General features: G+C 50.9%; 8 protein-coding genes. 2 read left to right on the forward strand and 6 right to left on the reverse strand.

Annotated features, from left to right (window positions below; all coding sequences use genetic code 11):
* Positions 1-739 (forward strand): redox-regulated ATPase YchF (gene ychF, locus GF404_01845; GenBank protein ID MBD3380918.1); only part of this gene is annotated, 739 nt, incomplete at its 5' end.
* Here ychF and GF404_01850 read toward each other — a convergent pair.
* The 4 genes from GF404_01850 to GF404_01865 all read right to left on the reverse strand — a co-directional run bounded on the left by GF404_01850 (position 719) and on the right by GF404_01865 (position 6,853).
* Positions 719-2,866, reverse strand: a complete 2,148-nt coding sequence (locus tag GF404_01850) for a hypothetical protein (protein ID MBD3380919.1) — start codon at positions 2,864-2,866, stop codon at positions 719-721. The two genes, ychF and GF404_01850, sit on opposite strands and share 21 nt — an antisense overlap.
* A gap of 15 nt (positions 2,867-2,881) precedes the next feature.
* Positions 2,882-4,054, reverse strand: coding sequence for a UDP-N-acetylglucosamine 2-epimerase (non-hydrolyzing) (locus GF404_01855; GenBank protein ID MBD3380920.1), 1,173 nt, complete (start codon positions 4,052-4,054; stop codon positions 2,882-2,884).
* Positions 4,051-5,574: a hypothetical protein gene (locus GF404_01860; GenBank protein MBD3380921.1), complete on the reverse strand. Its 1,524-nt coding sequence runs from the start codon at positions 5,572-5,574 to the stop codon at positions 4,051-4,053. The genes GF404_01855 and GF404_01860 overlap by 4 nt, the downstream gene beginning before the upstream one ends.
* Positions 5,575-5,944: 370 nt before the next feature.
* A complete protein-coding gene (locus tag GF404_01865; protein ID MBD3380922.1) occupies positions 5,945-6,853 on the reverse strand; it encodes a sugar nucleotide-binding protein in 909 nt (302 codons plus the stop codon).
* A 122-nt stretch (positions 6,854-6,975) separates the two neighbouring features.
* On the opposite strand from GF404_01865, the gene GF404_01870 reads away from it, so the two are divergent.
* Entirely contained in the window at positions 6,976-7,689 is a 714-nt protein-coding gene (locus GF404_01870) for a hypothetical protein (GenBank protein ID MBD3380923.1), read from the forward strand.
* A 5-nt stretch (positions 7,690-7,694) separates the two neighbouring features.
* On the opposite strand, the gene GF404_01875 is transcribed toward GF404_01870, so the two are convergent.
* Positions 7,695-8,165 carry a ligand-binding protein SH3 gene (locus GF404_01875; protein ID MBD3380924.1) on the reverse strand — a complete coding sequence of 157 codons (471 nt, stop codon included), beginning with the start codon at positions 8,163-8,165 and terminating at the stop codon, positions 7,695-7,697.
* Positions 8,166-8,291: 126 nt separating this feature from the next.
* Positions 8,292-12,854, reverse strand: a complete 4,563-nt coding sequence (locus GF404_01880; protein MBD3380925.1) for a S8 family serine peptidase — start codon at positions 12,852-12,854, stop codon at positions 8,292-8,294.
* Positions 12,855-20,869 lie beyond the last annotated feature (8,015 nt).

Raw genomic sequence — 20,869 nt, forward strand, 5'->3', positions numbered from 1 at the left:
CCCGGCCCGCGATATCGAGAACGTCGAATCAGAATTGATTTTCTCTGATCTTTTGACAACTGAATCACGGCTGGAGAGAATTGAACGGCAGGCTCGACTGGCCAACGATGAAAAAGCCAAACGGGAAGTCGCGGTACTGCATAAAGTCAAAACACATCTCGAGGATGAAAAGCCATTGCGTGAACTCGAGCTGTCTGCCGATGAGGCCAAAACAATCAAGGGCTTTCAATTTCTGAGCCGTAAACCAAAGCTTATTATCTTAAACATCGGCGAGGATGATATTCCTGACAGGCAGGAGATCGAAACGGAATTCAGGCAGAAATTCGAGGGCAGAGAGGTCGGTCTGACATCGATCTGCGCCAGAATTCAGGCAGAGTTGATTGATCTGGACGAAGATGACCGCGAGGAATTCATGCAGGACCTGGGATTGCCTGAATCAGCCCTTGACCAGATGATACGTAAATCCTTCGATCTTCTGGGCCTGATCACATATTTTACCGGCGGAGAAAAGGAAGTCCGGGCCTGGACTGTCCGCAGGGGTGCGAAATCTCCAGAAGCCGCCGGAGTTATCCATAAAGACTTCGAGAAAGGCTTCATCAAAGCCGAAATATACTCCTATGACAAATTGATCGAATACGGATCAGAAGCTGAAGCTAAAAAACATGGGGCACTGCGTATTGAGGGCAAGGACTATATCTTCCGGGATGGCGATACGGTTTTATTCCGTTTCAACGTTTGAGAGTTGACGTCGTCGCTCTTCTTTTTCAAGCCTTTCCAGTTTTGGCGTGAACAATTCATGGATTTCTTTTCTGCTGATAGTTCGTTCCGCTTTTCTCTTGAGCGTAAGCTTGTTCAAACCTCCGCTTCTCCATCCGAGATTCTCGCTCAACTGACGATAACGGGCAATTTTCTCATGGATTTCCGAATCTGAATCGTTCCCGAATATACCCCACATGCAGGTACGCGGAGCGCGATCAAAACAGGAGAAGCGAATCTTCCAGCTCTCTTTTTTAACTCCGTAGCAGTCCGAAACATAATGCGGTACTTTCTCCAAAAACCATCCCTCTGAATCGACGATCATCACAGCCATCTGACCGGATGGTCTGCGCATGATGACTTTATTCTGGACGATTCTGGCCTGCACTTCACTGTCGAGAATCAGGTTTCCGGTCATGAGGTGCTTTCCGGATCCCATGAAATCATCACGCATCAGGTAAATCAAATCCTGCTTGTCGAAATGGATCGAACGCTTCACGATCACCGGATTGTCCAGACGGGTGTAACCGGAATGCTCAGCGCTGATATAATCATGGTCAGGGTTGGATTCCCATTCGCTCTGCTTGACTTCAGCATCTCGCCGAACCGAGAACAGAAGCTTTGGTAAAAAGCGGTTGATCTCCTGACCATCGACTTCCAGTGTTGAATGTGAGGATGTCTTGCGGAAATAATTCCTGCCGGAAGGATCGCCGGTAAAGACATAGGTACCGGAATCGACAACGAAGTTCTCTCCCCCAGTGGAGTATTCGATCGCCAGCAGATCATTGTGCTTGAAGCCATTCAAGACTCCTGAACGCACCGGGTTGGCGAAGAAACTCATATAGCTGTCACGCGCGCGCAGTACCGCCAGGCCGGAGATAGGAAAATAAAGCGATGCCTGCCGGCGTGGACGTATTACGACATTATCGAAATATCGATTCTGAGCTTTCTCGCCCAGCCACCACAGAAGCTCATACTCGGGACGGATTTGCGGGTGGCTGAACCCCTCCAGCCCGATTAAAACCGCGGCCAGATCCCAGAGGTAGCGTGGATCCCGTTCAGCTCGATCATCGAGGCAAAACAATCGATCGGAACCGCTGTCGCCGAAATTGGGAAGAGTCTGATCAGGCTTGGCCAGATAGTAGGTAACCGCACAACTTTTCTGGAGGCGGGATTTATACTCGAGACTAAAGCTATCACCACTTCGCTCGACAAAACTATATGCAAATAAAAACAACTCCAAAAGCACCAGGTGATAATTCAATGATGATTCGTAACTGACACCATCGGAGCCGATCTGCGCATAGATTTCCTGTTCGATTTCCTCCCTGGCAAAGTTGTACCATTGAGCCCCGCAAGTTGTGGTATCAAACAATCTGCCCATAACCAAGAGACCGACCAGATCATAAAGGTAGATGTTAATCGAGATCCCGGGTCCCTGCTTTTCGAGGTTGTTCCAGATGAAAGCGCCATGCTGAAAGAGCGAATAAAAAAAGTGCGTCTTGAAACTCAATGAAAATGCCTCGTCCCCGAATATGCGATATGATGCCAGCCAGTTGACTGCCCTGATCGAAGCCTCCATCGGATTGACCCAGTTTATACCATAGGGACAGGGATTTTCCAGGATCCAGTCTTCAATCAGTTGAACGTACTTGGTCAGGTATTTTTTCAATCCGCTCAGCCGGTACGCTATCGCAAGGTCGATTAAATAATGAAAACGCGAAAGCTCCCAGGGAACTTTCGCATCGGAATAATCTCCCCAGAAAATCAGGGGCACACTCGAATAGAAATCCTTTTTCCAGATCCGGCCCGACTTGAAATCCAGATGCCAGTCGACTTTCTTACCGAGATAGTTATATCCGCCACCATGGATATTGAATCGGTGATGAAGCACTTCATCGGCTCGTTTGAGGGTAGCCTGGAATTTGTCAGGATAGTGCTTCCTGATTAAGGTGATGATCTGATCTGTCTCCTCCGCCGCCATCACGGGAGTCCGTCTGCTGATACTGCAAAACAGTTCCTCAAGTGATTTGCGGTTCGGACAATTCTCCAGCAACTGCTCATATTCCGGGCAGTGAATCCATTGGAGCTTAGACGCGATCAGGTTCATCTCTTCAGCTTACCATCATAAACCGCTCGAACTGATAGCATACTGCCGGGTGGGCATTTGATCAGATTCCGGTTGAATGTCTTCTTCCTTGTTGAAGTTTTCATCCAGAAGCCGAACGATCCTCTCGGCAGTCTGCCCATCCCACATAATCGGTCGCTTGTTGTTGGTCAAACCGTTTTGCAGGATGAACTCGAGCTGTTGAATAACTTTGTCCCGGTTTAATCCGGTGACTTTATTTGTGCCATCCGATATGGTGACCTGGTGCGGAGTACTATTTGACAATGTCAGGCAGGGCACACGTAGCCAGGCGGCCTCCTGTTGCACTCCACCAGAATCGGTCAGAATCAGACGGGCATTCTTTTCCAGCTTGATAAACTCCATGTATCCGCAGGGATCTATCGTTTTGACATTCAGGTTGTTCATAATCGAAGCGCATGCGTCGCTTGAACGCATAATCCTGCTGGTGCGCGGATGCATCGGGAACACAACCTTGATACGCTCAGCTACCTGCGTAATGATATCATTGAGTTTTTTGAGATTCTCGGGGTCGTCGACTATCTCTGGATGATGGACTGTCAGTAGCAGGTAGTCCTGGTTGACGAGTTCCAGGCATTCCAGGATATCGTTTTGTTCTATCTGGGGCATAAAATTTTTCAGGGTGTCGATCATCAGGCTCCCAACCAGGAAAATTCGATTGATATCCAGCCCTTCTTTTATCAGATGCAGGTTATCACCGTCACTGGTGGTAAAACAGATATGTGACACAGAATCTATGATTTTGCGATTCTTTTCCTCGGTAATGCTGTTGTCATAAACCCGCACACCGGCCTCGACATGAACGATCGGGATGTTCATTTTGGAGGCCGCCAGGGCACTTCCCAGAGCTGAATCGGCATCTTCAAATATAACCAGCATATCCGGATTTTCCTTGATCAAAGTATTTTCCATCTTGATCAGGGTCGCCCCCAGATGCCAGCCATGAGTGCCGGAACCGATTCCAAGTGAGTAATCCGGTCCCGGAAGACCAAATTGCTCGAAAAATATCTGGGACATATTGTGATCGTAATGCTGGCCGGTATGGACCACCGTTACTTCGAATTTCTCAGGATGCTTCTTGAGCTCGAAGTAAAGGGGCGCCATCTTGATTATATTCGAACGGGTCCCGCAGACCAGCATCAGTTTCATCATGACTTCACCTTTTCTCGTTTCGATGTTTTGGCCTTCGATGATTCGGTTTTAGGCTTGTTAACGGCAGATTTCCGGGGCGCGCTTTTGGCCTTTGCTGTCGCAGTCTTTTTGGATGTTGTCTTTTTTGTGGCTGTTTTTGCTTTTGTCTTTGACGATGATTTGGTTTTGGAGGATTTTGATTTCGCAGTTGCAGATTTCTTTTTTCGGGCAGTTTTCTTCTTATCAAGCTCGACGGATTCGTCCTTTGTCACTGTTTCATCATCATTAAACTGTCTGCCGGAATCTTCAGCTTCCGTATCGCCAGCAGGTTCGACCTCGTTAACGATATCCAGTAGCTCCTGGTTGAGACGGTCAGGACGGTCGACAGTTTCGATCAAGCCACCCATCTCATAAATCCGGGCCAGTTCCTGGTCGGGACGAGGCGCTTCTGACTCTTCATCTCGTTCTGTATCTATCCCGGCCTGCTCCTGCTTTTCCACAGGTACATCCTGTCCACTTTTGGTCTCTACTGATTCCGGTCCGCGCATAAGCGTGATCGCCTTGAACTTCGCTTTATCTTCATTTTTATTCAGCCTGGGGTTCATTATCTCAAGTTCATACTGGAGGTCATCGTTATCGCTTCGCCTCTCATCCTCGGCGGATTCTACAACACGGGTAGTGCTCAGCCGACGGTAGTACAGGAGCGTACCGATTATAACCAGAACTCCGGCAATTAGTGGAATATATGACAACCTGAAACGGATCCTTTCGGGCTGTGAAAGCGTATACCCCTCGTTGACCGAGATAAACGGCTGACTCTGTGCTCTCCGATCGGAAGATTCAGAACCTTGTCGGGCAAAAATGAAATCATTCATGTTCATCCGGTATTCATCTGAAGCACGTTTATAGATGTAATCTAAGCGAGAGATAAGTTCTGCCTCGCTGTACTGAAATTCTAGATTGTTCCATTGGGTAATATATTTTTTCAAAGAGTGGACATAATTGTCGAGGATTTGCCGGGAAAGCTCGGGATGCCTTGTTCTGACCGAAAGCTTGACAGCTGAATTACCGGCATCCAGCTTGGCGGTGGTAATCTCATTGAGTTTTTCGAACGCGTAGGTGATATCTTCGATGACGAAATATTCCATCAGATTGATCCGGTATTTACCGTACTTATAGCCGATCTCATAGAGGTCACGCACTACTGCACGCTGAACCTCCGGGGATCGTAAAAGCGACGGATATACCGCTAATGGCAGGTCGGCAATATGCTCCCGAATCAGGACGGTCTCGTCACCTTCTGTTTCGAAATACTCTTTGACCTGATGCTGTACCGCAGGACAGATCATAACAGATGCGGTGTACTCGGTCGTATGAGCCAACAGTAAAAACAGACTGCAGATAATCGAAATCAGTCCCAGCGCAATAAATAGATATTTGCGAGAATGATACAATTCTTTGATTGAATTCCTGCGTTCTTTAATCTTAGTATTTCCCCCGCCCTTTTGGCTGATGCTTTCCGGAGCTAACTTATCCTCCATAACCTAAGTCCTATCCTATAGCGAAACATCTTTTTATTCTCTGCCAGTTTGGCCCTCTGCCAGTCTCCTCTCTGGCGAGAGCTCGACTTAATCTCGCGATCATCTGCGGGCGTCATCCGATTGACGCCCGCAGACAGAGGTACTCATAATGAACTATCCTGTCATAATCCGATAGCGAGAAAATTTTGTCTCCTGCCGTAAATTCCAATTTTACCGGCTGTTTCTATTAATTTATTAGCAATAGCTGTGCCAGAATTGCACAGCACACCTTAACCCACTGAAAACCAAGAAGATAACTAATATTGAGAGCGGTCGATTTCCCGTTCCAGTTTAAAACGAGAGAAAAAAATATCCGGGACAGAGGAAAATTTTACTTGCCCAGTTCCGACTTAACTTGTGCCAGGGACTGTTTCAAGGGTGTAAGCGGGGTTTCAAAGCGAGATACTGTCTCGCTGATATCCAGGCCTGCAAACCTGGGCCTTGGGGCAGGTCGTTTTTGATTTTCAGCTGAAACCGGTTCGATCAACTCCGGATCATAGCCAAACACATCGGCAAAAAGGCAGGCAAAATCATAGCGAGAGACATAATCAGGTCCCCCCAGGTGTACGATTCCGATCATTTCCTTTAGAGCCCCTTCCAGCAACAGTTCCGCCAGGTTATCGATCAAAATCGGATTGGCGTACTGATCATCCGGAGCTGAAACTAATTGACCGGCCCTGAGATTGTCGTAAAAGTAATTTATCAGGTTGGTTTTGCCTTCACGCGGGGTTGCAAACAGCGCGCATGTACGGGCGATCAGGTAATTGGTGTAGTTTTCACGCAGGTATTCCTCGGCCAACAGCTTGCTCTCGCCGTAATAATTAAGCGGTTCCGGCGGATCATCGACTCTCCCGGGATGCTCGCGTCCACAGAAAATGTAATCTGTCGATACCTGAACTATAAGGGGATTTTTCTCACCGATGCTGTCGACCAGGTTGCGAAGCAGGTCGAAATTTGAGCGACGGGCACGCTCGCGATCGGTTTCACACCCGTCGACATCGACCCAGGCGGCCGAGTTCAGGATCAGGTCCGGAGCTACAGTTTCCACCAGCTTACGGCATTCGAGCGGATCAGTCAGGTCAGCCTGCACTTTTTCGTGTATGGCATACGTCTCCACGGGAGGCGTTTTGTGATATGCGGCAATCACTTCGAAGTGGGGCGCAAACTGCTTTAGCAGGGCCTCCCCCAAAAGGCCGGCACTCCCTGTAATCAGTATCCTGCGATTATTTTCCATAGACACCAGATATCCTGTTGGAAATTCAGATCAATTCGATATCTTACCCAACAATAATACAGGTTAAACGTTTCAGGTCAAGCGGTAGATATAGCCACCTAATACGATAGATTCATAGTGAGATATCAATGAAGCCTCTTGTCTGTGCTCATCGAGGCGCATCACAGGTCTGCCCGGAAAACAGCCAAAAAGCGATAGAGAAAGCTCTTGAAATGAGTGCGGACGCGGTCGAAATCGATATCAGGGCGACTTCCGACGGTGTCCCGGTGCTGATGCACGATAAGAGACTTAAACGCGTAGCCGGGCTGGACAGGAAGATCAGCGAGGTCGATCTCGCTCAATTCAAACAGATCAGGCTGAACAATTCAGAGCCTCCTGCCATCCTGGAAGATATTCTGGCGGAATTCGGTCACAAAACTGAGATTATCCTGGATATCAAAACAAGTGGTCTGGAAAATAAACTGATCGAAATGATAAGGCGCCAAGACATTTCGGGGACTGTAATCGTTTCCGCTTTTAATCCGAAAATAATCAAACGATTCAGGATTGAGATTCCTGACATCCGGACTGCTCTGATACTGGGCAAGCACGCGCTTTTGCCACTGACCGCGAATTTCACATTCTACCTCGAGCATCTCAAAAAACGCACAGAAGTCGACTTCCTGCACCTTGAGTATTCTCCCAAATATATGGAAGCATACAGCAGTCTGCATGCTAAGGGAATTGATATCTCTTACTGGACTGTCAATCGAGCGGAAGACATTGAAGAAGTTCAAAAGCTTGAGCCATATTCGATTATGACAGATTATCCAGACAGGGCCCGTGCTATAATCGACAGCTGATCAAGTCAGTGTTTTAAGAAAATTTCCATGATCCCCAGGCCTGTCAAGACTGCAATCGAGACTACCAGACCGGCAATCAGCACCCCCAATGCCAGAAACCAGAATGACTGCTTGCGGTTCAGCTTGAGAATCCAGGCCGCCATCGTACCTGTATACGCTCCGGTAATCGGAAGAGGTATGGCCACGAACAGCATGATTCCCCAGTAGCCGTATTTGCGGACATTGATATCGGCTTTTCTGCGCGTCCGTTCGACATATTTGTCGAACAGTATGCGGTAGGGTTTTATCCGGTAGAACAGTTTATGAGCGGTTTCCAAAAACAGGTAGAAAACCGGGATAACCATGATATTTGCGAAAACGCAGATAATATACGCGATATGAAGCGGGATATCATTGGCAACCGCCAGCGGTATCCCCCCGCGCAACTCCGCGACGGGAAGCATTGAGAGTATAAAGGACTGTACATACGGATTCATATCTCTACCTGTCGGAAAACAATTCCGATAATACAGTTTCTTATGTCTGGAATCAATCTTAATCTGAAATGAAGACAAAAAAAGCCCCGCCCGGATCCAGGCAGGGCTTTTGATTTATTTAAAGAATCAGCAATCGGGTTGACCGTCACCGTCAGTATCGCAGGGAGCATTGCCACCTGCGAAAGCGTAATTGATGATCGTGACAGCATCGCTGACGTCGACCACCTGATCGCAGTTGGCATCACCGGAAGCCAATGGTTCCGGTGGATTGCCTCCCGAGAAGGCGTAGTTTACGATCATAACAGCGTCGGACACATCGATTTCATCATCACCGTTGGCATCACCGCAGGTATACGGCTGGTACTCCACCACATCCAGCTCAGCGTTAATCAGCAACGGGTTGTTGGCGGGATCGTTATTTTCGATCATGATATCAGTCAAGTAAGTTCCCGGTTCAAACTCGAGATCGGTCACGAATTGACAGTCGATAGTATCGCTCTCACCACCGGCAATTTCACCCGCGAGATGATCCAGCCTGAGCCAGTCGTAAGGCTTGAAGAATTCGATCGCCAGGCTGTCCTTGAGATATTCTGACCGGTAGACAACCTCGAGGCCATCTGTACCATCATGGCTTTCGATACCGACCGTACAATAGTTCTTGGTAAAGCCGGGAGCGATCGAGAGATACTGGTAGAGAATACTGCCGTCGGCGTTGATGATCACCTGCATATTGACCACATCACCCGGATCAGCCCTGTACTCGGGATAATCGGTGAACTGGATGATACAACGCTGGGCGTTCTTATCTACGTAGACATGGCTTTCGGGATTGTCATCGTCATCCGGATTCAAGTCATCCCAGAGAACCGCCAGGATAGCGTTGGGAGTAAACGTATACGGTATCGGCTGTGAGATTCGGGAATCCAGCCGGGTGGAATCGAAACCGATCAGACCGTTGGAACCGATATAGAACTCATCGTAAAGAGTGCCATAGAACGGAAAATCGAAATCGAGTTTAATTGGACCGTAATAATTGTCATCATCGAGATTGGCGACTACATCAACACCTGTGGTAGAAATATCTGTCCAGTCGAATTTAGGTCCGCTGGGCTCGTCAGAGTCAGCCCAGTAGTAGCCGTATTCATCCGGACCACCCAGGTCATAGCGGACCGGCATACCCTGCACATCGTTCTCTTCGCCCTTGGGCAAATCTGACGGCAGGTAGGCTTCATCCGGATATTCATGCGAGGCAGATTCGATCCTGCCCTCGGCCAGACTATAAGCAAACGCAGGGCCGGCATCGCGCAGATGAGGCACCAGGTCGATATTATAGATCAGGCCACCCTGGCCGGAATTTTCTATTATCAGTTGAGCAGTCGTCGTATCGCCCTGGGTCAGGATTTTATCAAACGAACCCGGGTTAACCGCCATGACCGGCGGGAAATCTATTCGCAGGTCGTCGACATACCAGTTGTCCATGCCGGAAGCTTCACCAAAGCTTCTGAGGCGAACCTGCAGGCTCTGGTGATGGGCATCTGCCGGAAGCTCGAAACTCATATATTCGAACTCCTGCATCGCAGTATCAGCACCTTCATGCGTGACCAGGTTGACCCAGTTTCCGGAGCTGTTGCGGTAATCAACCCACAGGTTGTCGCCCGCTTCAGGCTTGTCGCTCATACCACCGCGCTGGTAATAGTATGACAGGAGTACTCCGCTCTGGCCGGAGAGGTCAATCAACTGCGTGGCGGCAGTGTCGACTCCACCATCGAGACGCATTGAATACGGATCCGAGGGGGGATTCTGGCCGGCGGTAGTAATCGTCACACCGATATAATCGAACCACTTCTGAATATGCAGGGTATCATCCGGGAAGTTCTCGGTCCAGGGAACCGGAGCCGGTTCACCGGCAGAGACAGCTTCTACGAGTGCATAAGCTGAAATCAACGGATCCCCCTGAGAAGTGGCGTAGGCCGTAATAGTTTCGGCATCATGAAGCGGAGTTCCGGCCGGGATAGCCACCTTGGCTACGATATCGACCGAATCACCACCTGGAATCAGGCCGGTTGTATTTGTATTGTGAGTACCGCCGGCATCAAAGAATGTCATATCCCAGTCGCCGGAGGAGCTCAGGTCAAACTCATCGGTAAGATAACCGCGGTTGACAACGGTAAGGGTAAACAGCGCGCTGTCACCGGCAGGGCCGTACTGGCTCTGCATGGCGGGATTGACACGCACATCGTAATCGGATGGATGGCCGACGTATATATCATCCACAAACCAGTCATCGTAAGCACCCGCTGTCGCGGTACAGCGGATCTTGAGCCTGAAACCGGCGTGCATCGCATCGGACGAAAGCTGGAGTTCGACTTCTTCGAACTCGGTCATATCAGCGTCTGCGCCCAGATGACGATTCAACTCGATCCAGACAGAATCCTGGTTGAGGTACTCGATAATCAGGTCGTCACCGGCATCCGGAGATTCGGCTCCGCCGGTCTGCTGGTAAGCGTATTCGACCACGATATTGGATTCGTCCTTGAGGTTGATAGCCTCGGTAATGAGAACATCGCCGCCTGTGGTTTCACCATTAAGGTTAGCACTGTAAGGGGCGGAGGGCTCATCGATACCGATATCGTTAACTTCAGCTTCCTCGTAGGATTCCCATTTGGCGATATCGAATGATGTGGTCGCGAAGATATCCGTAAACGGGATTTCCCACGGTTGACCGGCCGAAGTCGTAGTCAGTACTGAAGTGGCATTAATAGCCGGATCGGTAACCGAAGTCGCAGTCACGTCGACTGAATCGTATTCACCCTCATAACTGGAGGGTACCAGTACACGCACCATAAAATCAAAGCTTTCCTCGGAAACCAGAAGACCTGAGCTGTATACGGGCGTGACACTGTCCGTGTCGAATAACTGCGTATCCCATAGATTGCCGCTCTGGCTGAGATTGAATTCATCCGAGAAGATTCCGTTGTTGACCAGGTGCATGTCGTACCAGGCGGTATCCAGAGCCGGGGCCGACTTTCCGGCCAATTCAGGCTCGAGGATCACGCCGTAATCGATGACATAGAAAGAGTATGTATCCGTCTGGTCAAATTCGCCATCGATATTCTGGGCGTAAATATAGTAATTAATAGTGGTACCCGGGGGCTGCGCCGGTATAAATGCGCTGAATTCATCCTGCCCGCCGGTTGGAAGCATGACTTCCTCGTACCATGTCGAGTTGATTTCGTAATATAGAATAACAGAATCGGAGACCAGGTCGGCATTCGACCAGACCGTAGCCACAGCTTCGTAATCGTTGAGCGAATCCTTGGTGTCCGGAAGCGGAGTATGCGTAATCACGATCGGACCCATCTGCGAGAGCGCATTGAAGACATTGATTCTGCCATATCCGAATTGATTGTCAAAGCCTGCAGGACCGAGGTCTTCCGAGGTATTGATCATGACCTGGCGAACCGAATCCGGGCTGAGACCCGGGTTCATGCTCAGAATCAACGCGGCCAGCCCGGCGGCATGAGGGGTAGCCATCGAGGTACCCGCCAATGGGCTGTAGTTCTGGGGCAGACCGTAATTGGTCGTCAGATAGCAGGGATAGTTCGGGAAAGTCGAGATGATATCATCCGCATCGTAAGGACTTCCGGAACCACCGGGAGCACTGATCGTCACCTCTGGACCGATACTCGAAAAATCAGAGGACTGATCATCGGGATCGGTGGACGATACGCAGATCGTGTTGCTGTAAGTGGTAGCGTAGGCACCGGGCCAGCTGACCGACCCCTGGTTGTTGTTACCCGCGGCGGCACATAGTACTACACCGTTGGAGTCAGCGTAAGCTACGCCCCATTCCTTGGTCTCGCCGGCAGAGCCACCGCCGGAATAATTTAAGACCTTACAGCCGTTATCGACACCGTAGAAACATCCATCCCTGAAATACTCATGAGAGCCGGATCCGGAGGAGGTAAAGACCTTGATCGCCATTACCTTGACATTCCAGGCCACACCGGCGACACCGATACCATTGTTGGATTCGGCAGCGATAGTTCCGGAAACATGGGTACCATGACCGTTGTCATCCAGCGGTTCACCACCGTCGATCACGCTGGTACCGATGATGTAACGGTTGGGATCATCCAGATCTGGATGACTCAACTGGCCGTTCTGCATCGGGATACCGCTGTCCAGCACTCCCACGATAACCGTATCCGAACCGGTCGATATATCCCAGCCCTCGGGACAATCGATATCGGCATCCGGAGTACCGCCCGGAGGCGACTGACCGGTATTGTGGTAATGCCACTGCTCGTTGTACATCGGATCATCGGGTGTTATGAAAAGTCGGTCGACCATATTCGGTTCAGCATAACGCACCGACGGCATTTGTTCGATATCGGCGATAACTTCGAACAGATCGGTATTTTCATCGACTTTCAGCTTCAGAAAGCCGGTGCCGTCGTCATGACGAACGATCGCGGCCGGGCTGGAAGCCATTTCGAGCGCGAAATCATATTCGGAGCGCTCGGATTTCAAACCGACAAGGATCTCACCTTCAAGATATTCAATCTCCTGCCCTCTCCATTGGCCGGATTTTATCTCGACCCCATTCATTTTTTCCGCAAAAAGCGACTGTGATGTAAAAACAGCGAAAAGTAATATTGCCAGAAGTAATAACGGTTTAGGTTTCATGGACCCTCCAGGACGATAGGTAGGAATAGTTTGTTGTTATCAATACCAAAATACTCATTTTTAAAGATCAGTCAAGCACGATATCGGCAGACAGGCCGGTATTACTTGTAACTATATGCGGATATAATGCCGATGCGGCCCAGCCTTAATGTAATCGGATGGACCGCATCGTTTTATATAAATATCTAACAATCCGGAATGCCGTCGCCGTCGGTATCGCAGGGCGCGTTTCCACCGGCAAAAGCATAAGCGATAATATAAACTGCATCGGAAACATCAACACTACCGTCACAATTGGCATCACCGCTCACATACGGATCCGGCGGAGTGCCACCTGCGAATGCGTAGTTGATGATATGGACAGCATCGGAGACATCGACCGCCCAGTCGTTATTGGCATCACCACAGAGGATTTCATCCAGGTAATCATCAGAGTGATAATAGAACCTGCCGTCGCTCTCATCCGCGATCGCCTTCAAAAACATCAGGTCCTCAAAGTATTTCAGATCCTTGGAGAAGGGATCCTGCGGACCGTCGTAGTAATGGACGATATTGGTCGAATTGATGATGTACTGTTCATACAGGCAGAGTTGCCACGGCGTGCAATCTCCGGTATCCAGAAGCGGGTCACAGCCATAGTTCCAGCCGGTGAACTGCAGGGAGTCACAGGGTTCGCAGAGCGTGCACATATCGAAATCAGTGCTGTAGTTCTCCAGCCCGTTGGTGTACATAAAGAGGAGTTTTTCCTCGCCGGAGAAAATATCCAGCAGGCACTGCGCCTCGCAGATTCCGGAAGCCAGCGGGGTGTCATGACGAGGTCCCTTGAGCGAATCCAATGCTGAGAACAGCACTGTTGAATCGGAAGTGAAACTTTCGTAGCGAACCACTCCCAGCGAGCTGTTGAAATACATGATGGCTACCTGATAACAGCCTGTATACATAGTATCCGCAGGATTTAACAGCATGCGAATTTCTTCCCTGGCGGTCTGTTTGGCACGGACGAAACGGGTTTCGCCTTCCTGGTTGGGAATATTCATCGAACCCGAGAAGTCCAGCATTATAATAGCCCAATTGTTCAATTCGAAGGTCACTTCGAAAGTATCGACACAGAACAATCCGCACTCATCGGAGCATTTAATCTCGACCTGAACTGTCGTATCTCCGGATGGAGTATAAGTCCAGAAACCACCGCTCAACGTGCCCGGACCGGAAAGCAGTTCGCATCCGGCCAGGTTGCCGTCATCATCGGTGGCTGATACGGGCAGGTTGACCTGGCTGGGTTCGCACTGCGAGATAATCGTATCGTTTGGCACTATACAGACAGGAGCCGATGAATTGTATTCGACAGTTATCGCAACTTCGCCGCTGACAACCGCTCCGCAGGTATCCTCGGCTTCGAACTCACCGTAATAGGTTTTCTCCTGCGTGGCAGTGAATGTCCAGTTAACGCCGTCGAAACTACCACTGCCACCGACCTGCCTGACTTCCATCAGGTTACCATCCAAGTCAGTAGCTGAAACCGGGTAGACGAAGGTCGAATCGTCGCAGAGCGCGACAGTTTCATCAGCGGGCAGTACCAGCGCAGGATCACTGTTGTAAACTACGAAGATTTCGACGGTTCCTCCGCAGGTCAAGCCGAGTTCGTCGACACACTCGAACGAGCCGGTGTAGAGACCTTCTCCGCTTGTAGTGAAAGTCCAGTTCGTACCATCAAAAGCACCGACACCATCGGTCTGACTGCATCCAACGAGATTGTCATCCAAGTCGGAAGCGCTGACCGGGAAGCTGAATGTCGAGTCGGCGCAGACGAAGAAAGTGTCCGAAGCCGGAAGTGCGCACTGGGGTGCTGAGTTGAAACCGACAGTAACATTAACAGTGCCACCACAGGTCACACCACATTGGTCGGCACACTCGAATTCAGCTGTATAGACACCTTCACCAGAGGTCGTAAATGTCCAGGTGGTACCGTCGAAACTGCCCGGGCCGTTCAGCTTGGTGCATCCAACCAGGTTGTCGTCAACATCGGAAGCAGAAACCGTGAAGCTCAGCGTAGTATCCGAGTTAATGAAGAAACTGGTATCAGCAGGCAAACTGCAGACCGGCGCGGAATTGTACTCGACTGTCATGGCAACCGAACCGCCACAGACCGCTCCGCACTCATCCTCACATTCGAACTCAGCGGTATAACTGCCCGGCGCCGTGGTGGTGAAGGTCCAGATGCCGTCAGCAAGCGTGCCGACACCATTGACCAGCCTGCACTCGACCAGGTTGCCGTCATTGTCTGAGGCTGAAACCGGGAAATTGAAAGTCGTATCACCGCAGACAAAGAAGCTGTTGTCATTCGGAAGGTCGCAGATCGGCGCGGAGTTGCGCGTAATCGTGATACTGACCGTATCGGTACAGCGAGCGCCACACTCATCGACACATTCGAAAACTGCCGAGTAAATACCCGGGCTGGTTGCGGTAAAACTCCAGGTTGAGCCATCGAATGTACCGGCGCCTGATTTCTTGGAACAGCCCGTCAGGTTGTCATCGACATCGCTGGCCGAAATCGCAAAGTTCAAGGTCGTGTCGGCGCAGATAAAGATCGACTGGTCCTCCGGAAGTTCGCAGACAGGCGCGCTGTTGCGTTCAATTGTTATTGTGACAGTACCCTGGCAGGTCGCACCACACTCATCTTCACATACGAAGGTGGCGATATAATCACCCGGCACGGTAGCCTCAAATGTCCACAGAGCACCGTCAAATGACCCGATTCCCGAACTCATCGTACAGCCGACAAGGTTACCGTCGCTGTCAGTGGCCGAAACCGGGAAGCTGAGAGTTGTATCGTTGCATATAAATACAGTCTGGTCGGCAGGAATACTGCAGACCGGAGCATTGTTTTCTTCTATCGTAATTGTTACCGTTCCGCCACAGATTTCACCGCACTCGTCTTCGCATTCGAAGCTTGCGACATAATCACCCGGACCGCTGGTAGTGAAACTCCAGTTGGTGCCGTCGAAACTGCCCGGACCGGAGGTCATCGAACAACTGACCAGGTTGTCGTCATCATCCGTGGAAGTCACCACGAAATTGAAAGTAGTATCGCCGCATACGAAGAATGTCTGATCGGTTGGAAGCGTGCAGACAGGCTGGCTGTTTTTAGTAACCTCGATAGTTACCGTACCCTGGCAGGTGGCACCACATTCGTCAACGCATTCAAAGGTAGCGCTGTAAGTGCCCGAGCCGTTGGTCTGAAGCGTCCAGACCGAACCATCAAAAGTGCCGTCACCGGAGATCAGGCTGCAACCTGTCAGGTTACCGTCGGCATCAGTGGCCGAGACATTGAAATTGAAGAGCGTGTCATCGCAGACAAAGAAACTCTGGTCAGGAGGCAGTTCGCAGACAGGCGCGCTGTTTTCAGTCACCGTTATATTAACGGTACCGGAGCAGGTCGCCCCGCACTCGTCCACACATTCGAATTCAGCAGTGTAAACACCGGGACCGCTGGTGGTAAAGACCCAGCTTGAACCGTCGAAACTGCCCGGACCGGAGGTCATACTGCAACCGCTCAGGTTGCCGTCGATGTCATTCGCGCTGACCGGGAAAGTGAAAGTTGTATCGGAACAGACGAAGAAACTCTGGTCTGCGGGCAGGTTGCAGGTCGGCGCGCTGTTGGCAGTGGTCGTTATCGTCACAGTACCGCTGCAGGTTTCACCACATTCGTCGGTGCATTCGAAGGTGGCAGAATAGGTGCCCGATCCGGAAGCATTAAAGCTCCATGTACTGCCGTCAAATGAGCCATCGCCCGAAATCATCTGGCAGTCGACCAGGTTATTGTCAATATCGGTAGCCGAGACCGGGAAGCTGAAAGTAGTATCGCCACAGATGAAATAGCTCTGGTCATCCGGAAGCTCGCAGACCGGCTGGCTGTTTTTGGTGACCGTAATCGACACCGTCCCGCCGCAGATTTCGCCGAATTCATCCTCGCATTCAAATGTTGCCATATAGACTCCTGATCCGGAAGTAGTGAAACTCCAGATCGAATCTGTCAGACTGCCGACACCGGAAGTCTGCGTACATCCAACCAGGTTGCCGTCGACATCCGAGGCCGAAACCACGAAGTTGAAGGTTGTGTCCTCGCAGACAAAGAAATTCTGGTTAGACGGAAGATTGCAGGTTGGCGCGGAGTTCGAGCTGACCACGATACTGACCGTACCGGAGCAGGATGCTCCACAGTCGTCGGTACATTCAAATGTAGCCGAGTAAACATCCGATCCGGTTGTCGAGAATGTCCAGTTGGAACCATCGAAACTGCCATCGCCTGAGAGCTTGACACATCCGCTCAGGTTGCCATCGATATCCGTAGCCGAAACCGGGAAGCTGAAAGTAGTATCACCACCGACCAAAAAACTTGTATCGGGCGGAAGGATACAGACCGGATCAGTGTTCCGGGTTATATCTATGTTGACTGTACCGGAGCATGTTGCACCACACTCATCGATACATTCAAAACTGGCAGAATAGATACCCGTGGCAGTCGCGCTGAAGATCCAGTTGCCGTTGTCGAGATAACCATCGCCGGAAACCAGATTGCATTCGACCAGGTTGCCATCCGAATCAGTAGCCGAGACCGGGAAGCTGAAGGTCGTGTCGTCACAGATGAAGAAATTCTGATCCGACGGCAGATTGCAGACCGGGGCGGAGTTGTAACCGACAGTCATCGTCACCGTACCACCGCAGACCTCGCCACATTCATCTTCACATTCGAAAGTTGCGCTGTAAGTTCCCGGACCGCTGGTAGTGAAATTCCAGTTGGAACCATCGAATGAACCATCACCGGAGATCAAACTACAGCCAACCAGGTTGCCGTCCGAATCCGTAGCTGAAACCGGGAAGCTGAAGGTTGTGTCGCCACAGACGAAGAAGCTCTGGTCAGCGGGCAGATTGCAGGACGGAGCAGAGTTTTCTTCGACAGTCATTGTAACCGTACCGCCACAGACCTCTCCGCATTCATCTTCGCACTCGAAAGTGGCGCTGTATGTTCCCGGACCGCTGGTAGTGAAACTCCAGTTGGAACCATCGAAAGATCCATCGCCTGAGATCAAATTACAGCCGACCAGGTTGCCATCCGAATCCGTAGCCGAAACCGGGAAGCTAAAGGTCGTGTCACCACAGACAAAGAAAGTCTGATCATCCGGCAGATTACAAACCGGCGCGGAATTTGATTCGATCGTAATCGAGACCATACCGCCACAGACAGCACCGCACTCATCAGTACATTCAAAAGTGGCGCTGTATGTTCCCGGACCGCTGGTAGTGAAACTCCAGTTGGAACCGTCAAATGAACCATCGCCTGAGAGCAAATTACAGCCGACCAGGTTGCCGTCCGAATCCGTAGCAGAAACCGGGAAGCTGAAGGTTGAGTCGGCGCACAGGAAGTATGTCTGATCCGAGGGCAGACTGCATACCGGAGCGCTGTTTTTAGTGACCGTGATTTCGACAGTGCCGCCACAGACTTCACCGCAATTATCTATGCACTCAAACACCCCGGTGTAAACTCCGGAGGCGGTGGCATTAAAGACCCAGTTAGAACCGTCGAATGTACCAGGCCCGGAGACAAGCGTACAGCCACTCAGGTTGCCGTCCGGATCGGAAGCTGAAACCGGGAAACTGAAAGTCGTGTCGTCGCAGATAAAGAAATTCTGATTATCGGGCAGATCGCAGACCGGCTGGGAGTTTTTGGTGACTGTGATAGAGACCGATCCACTGCAGACCGCGCCGCATTCATCGGCACATTCAAAAGAAGCCGAGTAGACACCTGAACCGCTGGTGGTGAAGATCCAATTCCCATCCACAATCGAGCCGACACCGGAAGTTACCTGACAGTCAACAAGATTGCCGTCAGCATCGGTAGCCGAGACCGGGAAGCTGAAAGTAGTGTCGTCACAGACGAAGAAGCTCTGATCCGACGGCAGATTGCAAACCGGGGCAGAATTGTAATTTACCGTAATTGAAACCGATCCGCTACAAATTTCACCGCAGGCATCCTCGCACTCGAACGATCCGGTATACACACCCGGCCCGCTGGCGGTGAAACTCCAGGTAGCGCCATCGAAACTGCCCGCACCCGAAGTCTTGATACATTCGATCAAGTTATCATCGTCGTCGGATGCTGTCACCGCGAAATTGAAGGTCGTGTCGCCGCAGACGAAGAAGGTCTGGTCTTCTGGCAGTGTACAGACCGGTGCGCTGTTTTTTGTCACCGTAATCTCGACCGTGCCGGTACAGCTCTCGCCACAGGAATCGACGCATTCGAAAGTAGCGCTGTAAACCCCGGAGCCATCGGTGATGAAATTCCAGTTAGAACCATCAAAGGTCCCATCGCCGGAGGTCAGAACGCATGACTGCAGATTCCCGTCCGCATCGCTCGCGTCGACCGGGAAACTGAAAGTGGTATCATCGCAGATGAAGAAACTCTGGTTGTCAGGGAGATCACAGACCGGAGTCTCATTATAATCTATATCTACATTGAGTGTATCGGTGCAGGTTTCACCGCAGTCGTCACTGCATTCAAAAATCGCACTGTAAACACCCTCGCCGCTGGAAGTGAAGCTCCAGGTAGTACCGTCGAATGATCCCGGACCGGACAGCATCGTGCATCCATTGAAATTGCCGTCGGGATCACTTCCACCGATCGTATAATTGAAGGTCGAATCGCCGCAGACAAAAACAGCCTGGTCATCCGGCACATTACAGACCGGCGGGGAGTTTGTTTCGACTGTGATATTGACCGTTCCATTGCAGGTCCCCCCGCATTCGTCGGTACATTCGAAACTGGCGCTGTAAACTCCGGCTCCGCTGACAGCAAACGACCACTGACCGCCCGCCAGTGAACCGACACCGGAAGTCAACTGGCAGTCTACCGGATTGCCGTCAGCATCAGAAGCCGAGACCGGGAAACTTAATGTAGTGTCCCCACAGACAAAGACCGTCTGATCGGACGGAAGATTGCAGGTCGGTCCCTCGGGACAGACCTTGATATAAATTTTGCACTGATCCGTCAGCTGGCAGGAATCCAGCTCGGCATCTTCGGCATAGAAAGTAACCTGGTGAACACCGGCATCGGCGGAAGTCGGAGTCCAGCTGAAAGTCGAGGTCACCGGGTTGCCGATTTGCGGAAGCGCTGGGCTCATGCTGGCGCCGGTCGGGAGAGTACCGGATGTCAAAGTGACAGTGTCGTTGTTCGGACCGGGATCAAAAACTTCGACATCGAAAGTCAAAAGCTGGTTGGCGTGCACGAAAACCGTGTCACCACACGCTGGTGTAGGCGGATGGATAAATTCCGGGGCCACACCGGTACAGGGCGGGATATCGCCCGAACCTTCCAGGTTGGCCAAAAGCACACCTGAATCCCAGACATGATCGGAAGCGTCGCAGATCACGAAAGTCAGCGTGTTGTTGAGCGATCCCGGCACTATCTGGGCCTGTGTTTTGAGGCGAAGCGTACTGCCATCGTACTGCAGGCCGTTGGTCGGCGGTGTCTGGACATAACCGGTGGAATCGAAAAATCCGCCGTTGATCGTGATCGGGTTGCCAAATTCATCATACGCGATCTGGTCGCCGTTGAGGTAAACCCCGAAAACATCGTTATACTGAGTGCCGACATATTCCGGAAACTCCTCCGAACCGAACACGAAATCGAACGCGATAGTACTGCAAACCACTGCCGCATCGAACGTGATCTCCAGGATAACTGCATCGTAGGTTGTGTAACCATCGGCCAGCGAATCACAGAGCACACAGCCGGGTTCATCTAAATCCGTCGATTTACTGGGTGAATCATCGGGAGGCTCGGCATCGACCGCCTTACCGGTTGCCAGGATAATACCGTCGTCGATATTGAACGGACCGCCTGTATACAAACCGGTAGCGTCGGGATGGCCGGTCAGCTGTATATCGGTTACGAAGATACCCGAGCTGTCGACCAGAAACGCATCGATCAGGTCATTGATATTATTATTCTGGGTGAC

This window comes from Candidatus Zixiibacteriota bacterium (assembly GCA_014728145.1).
Classification (GTDB): domain Bacteria; phylum Zixibacteria; class MSB-5A5; order JAABVY01; family JAABVY01; genus WJMC01.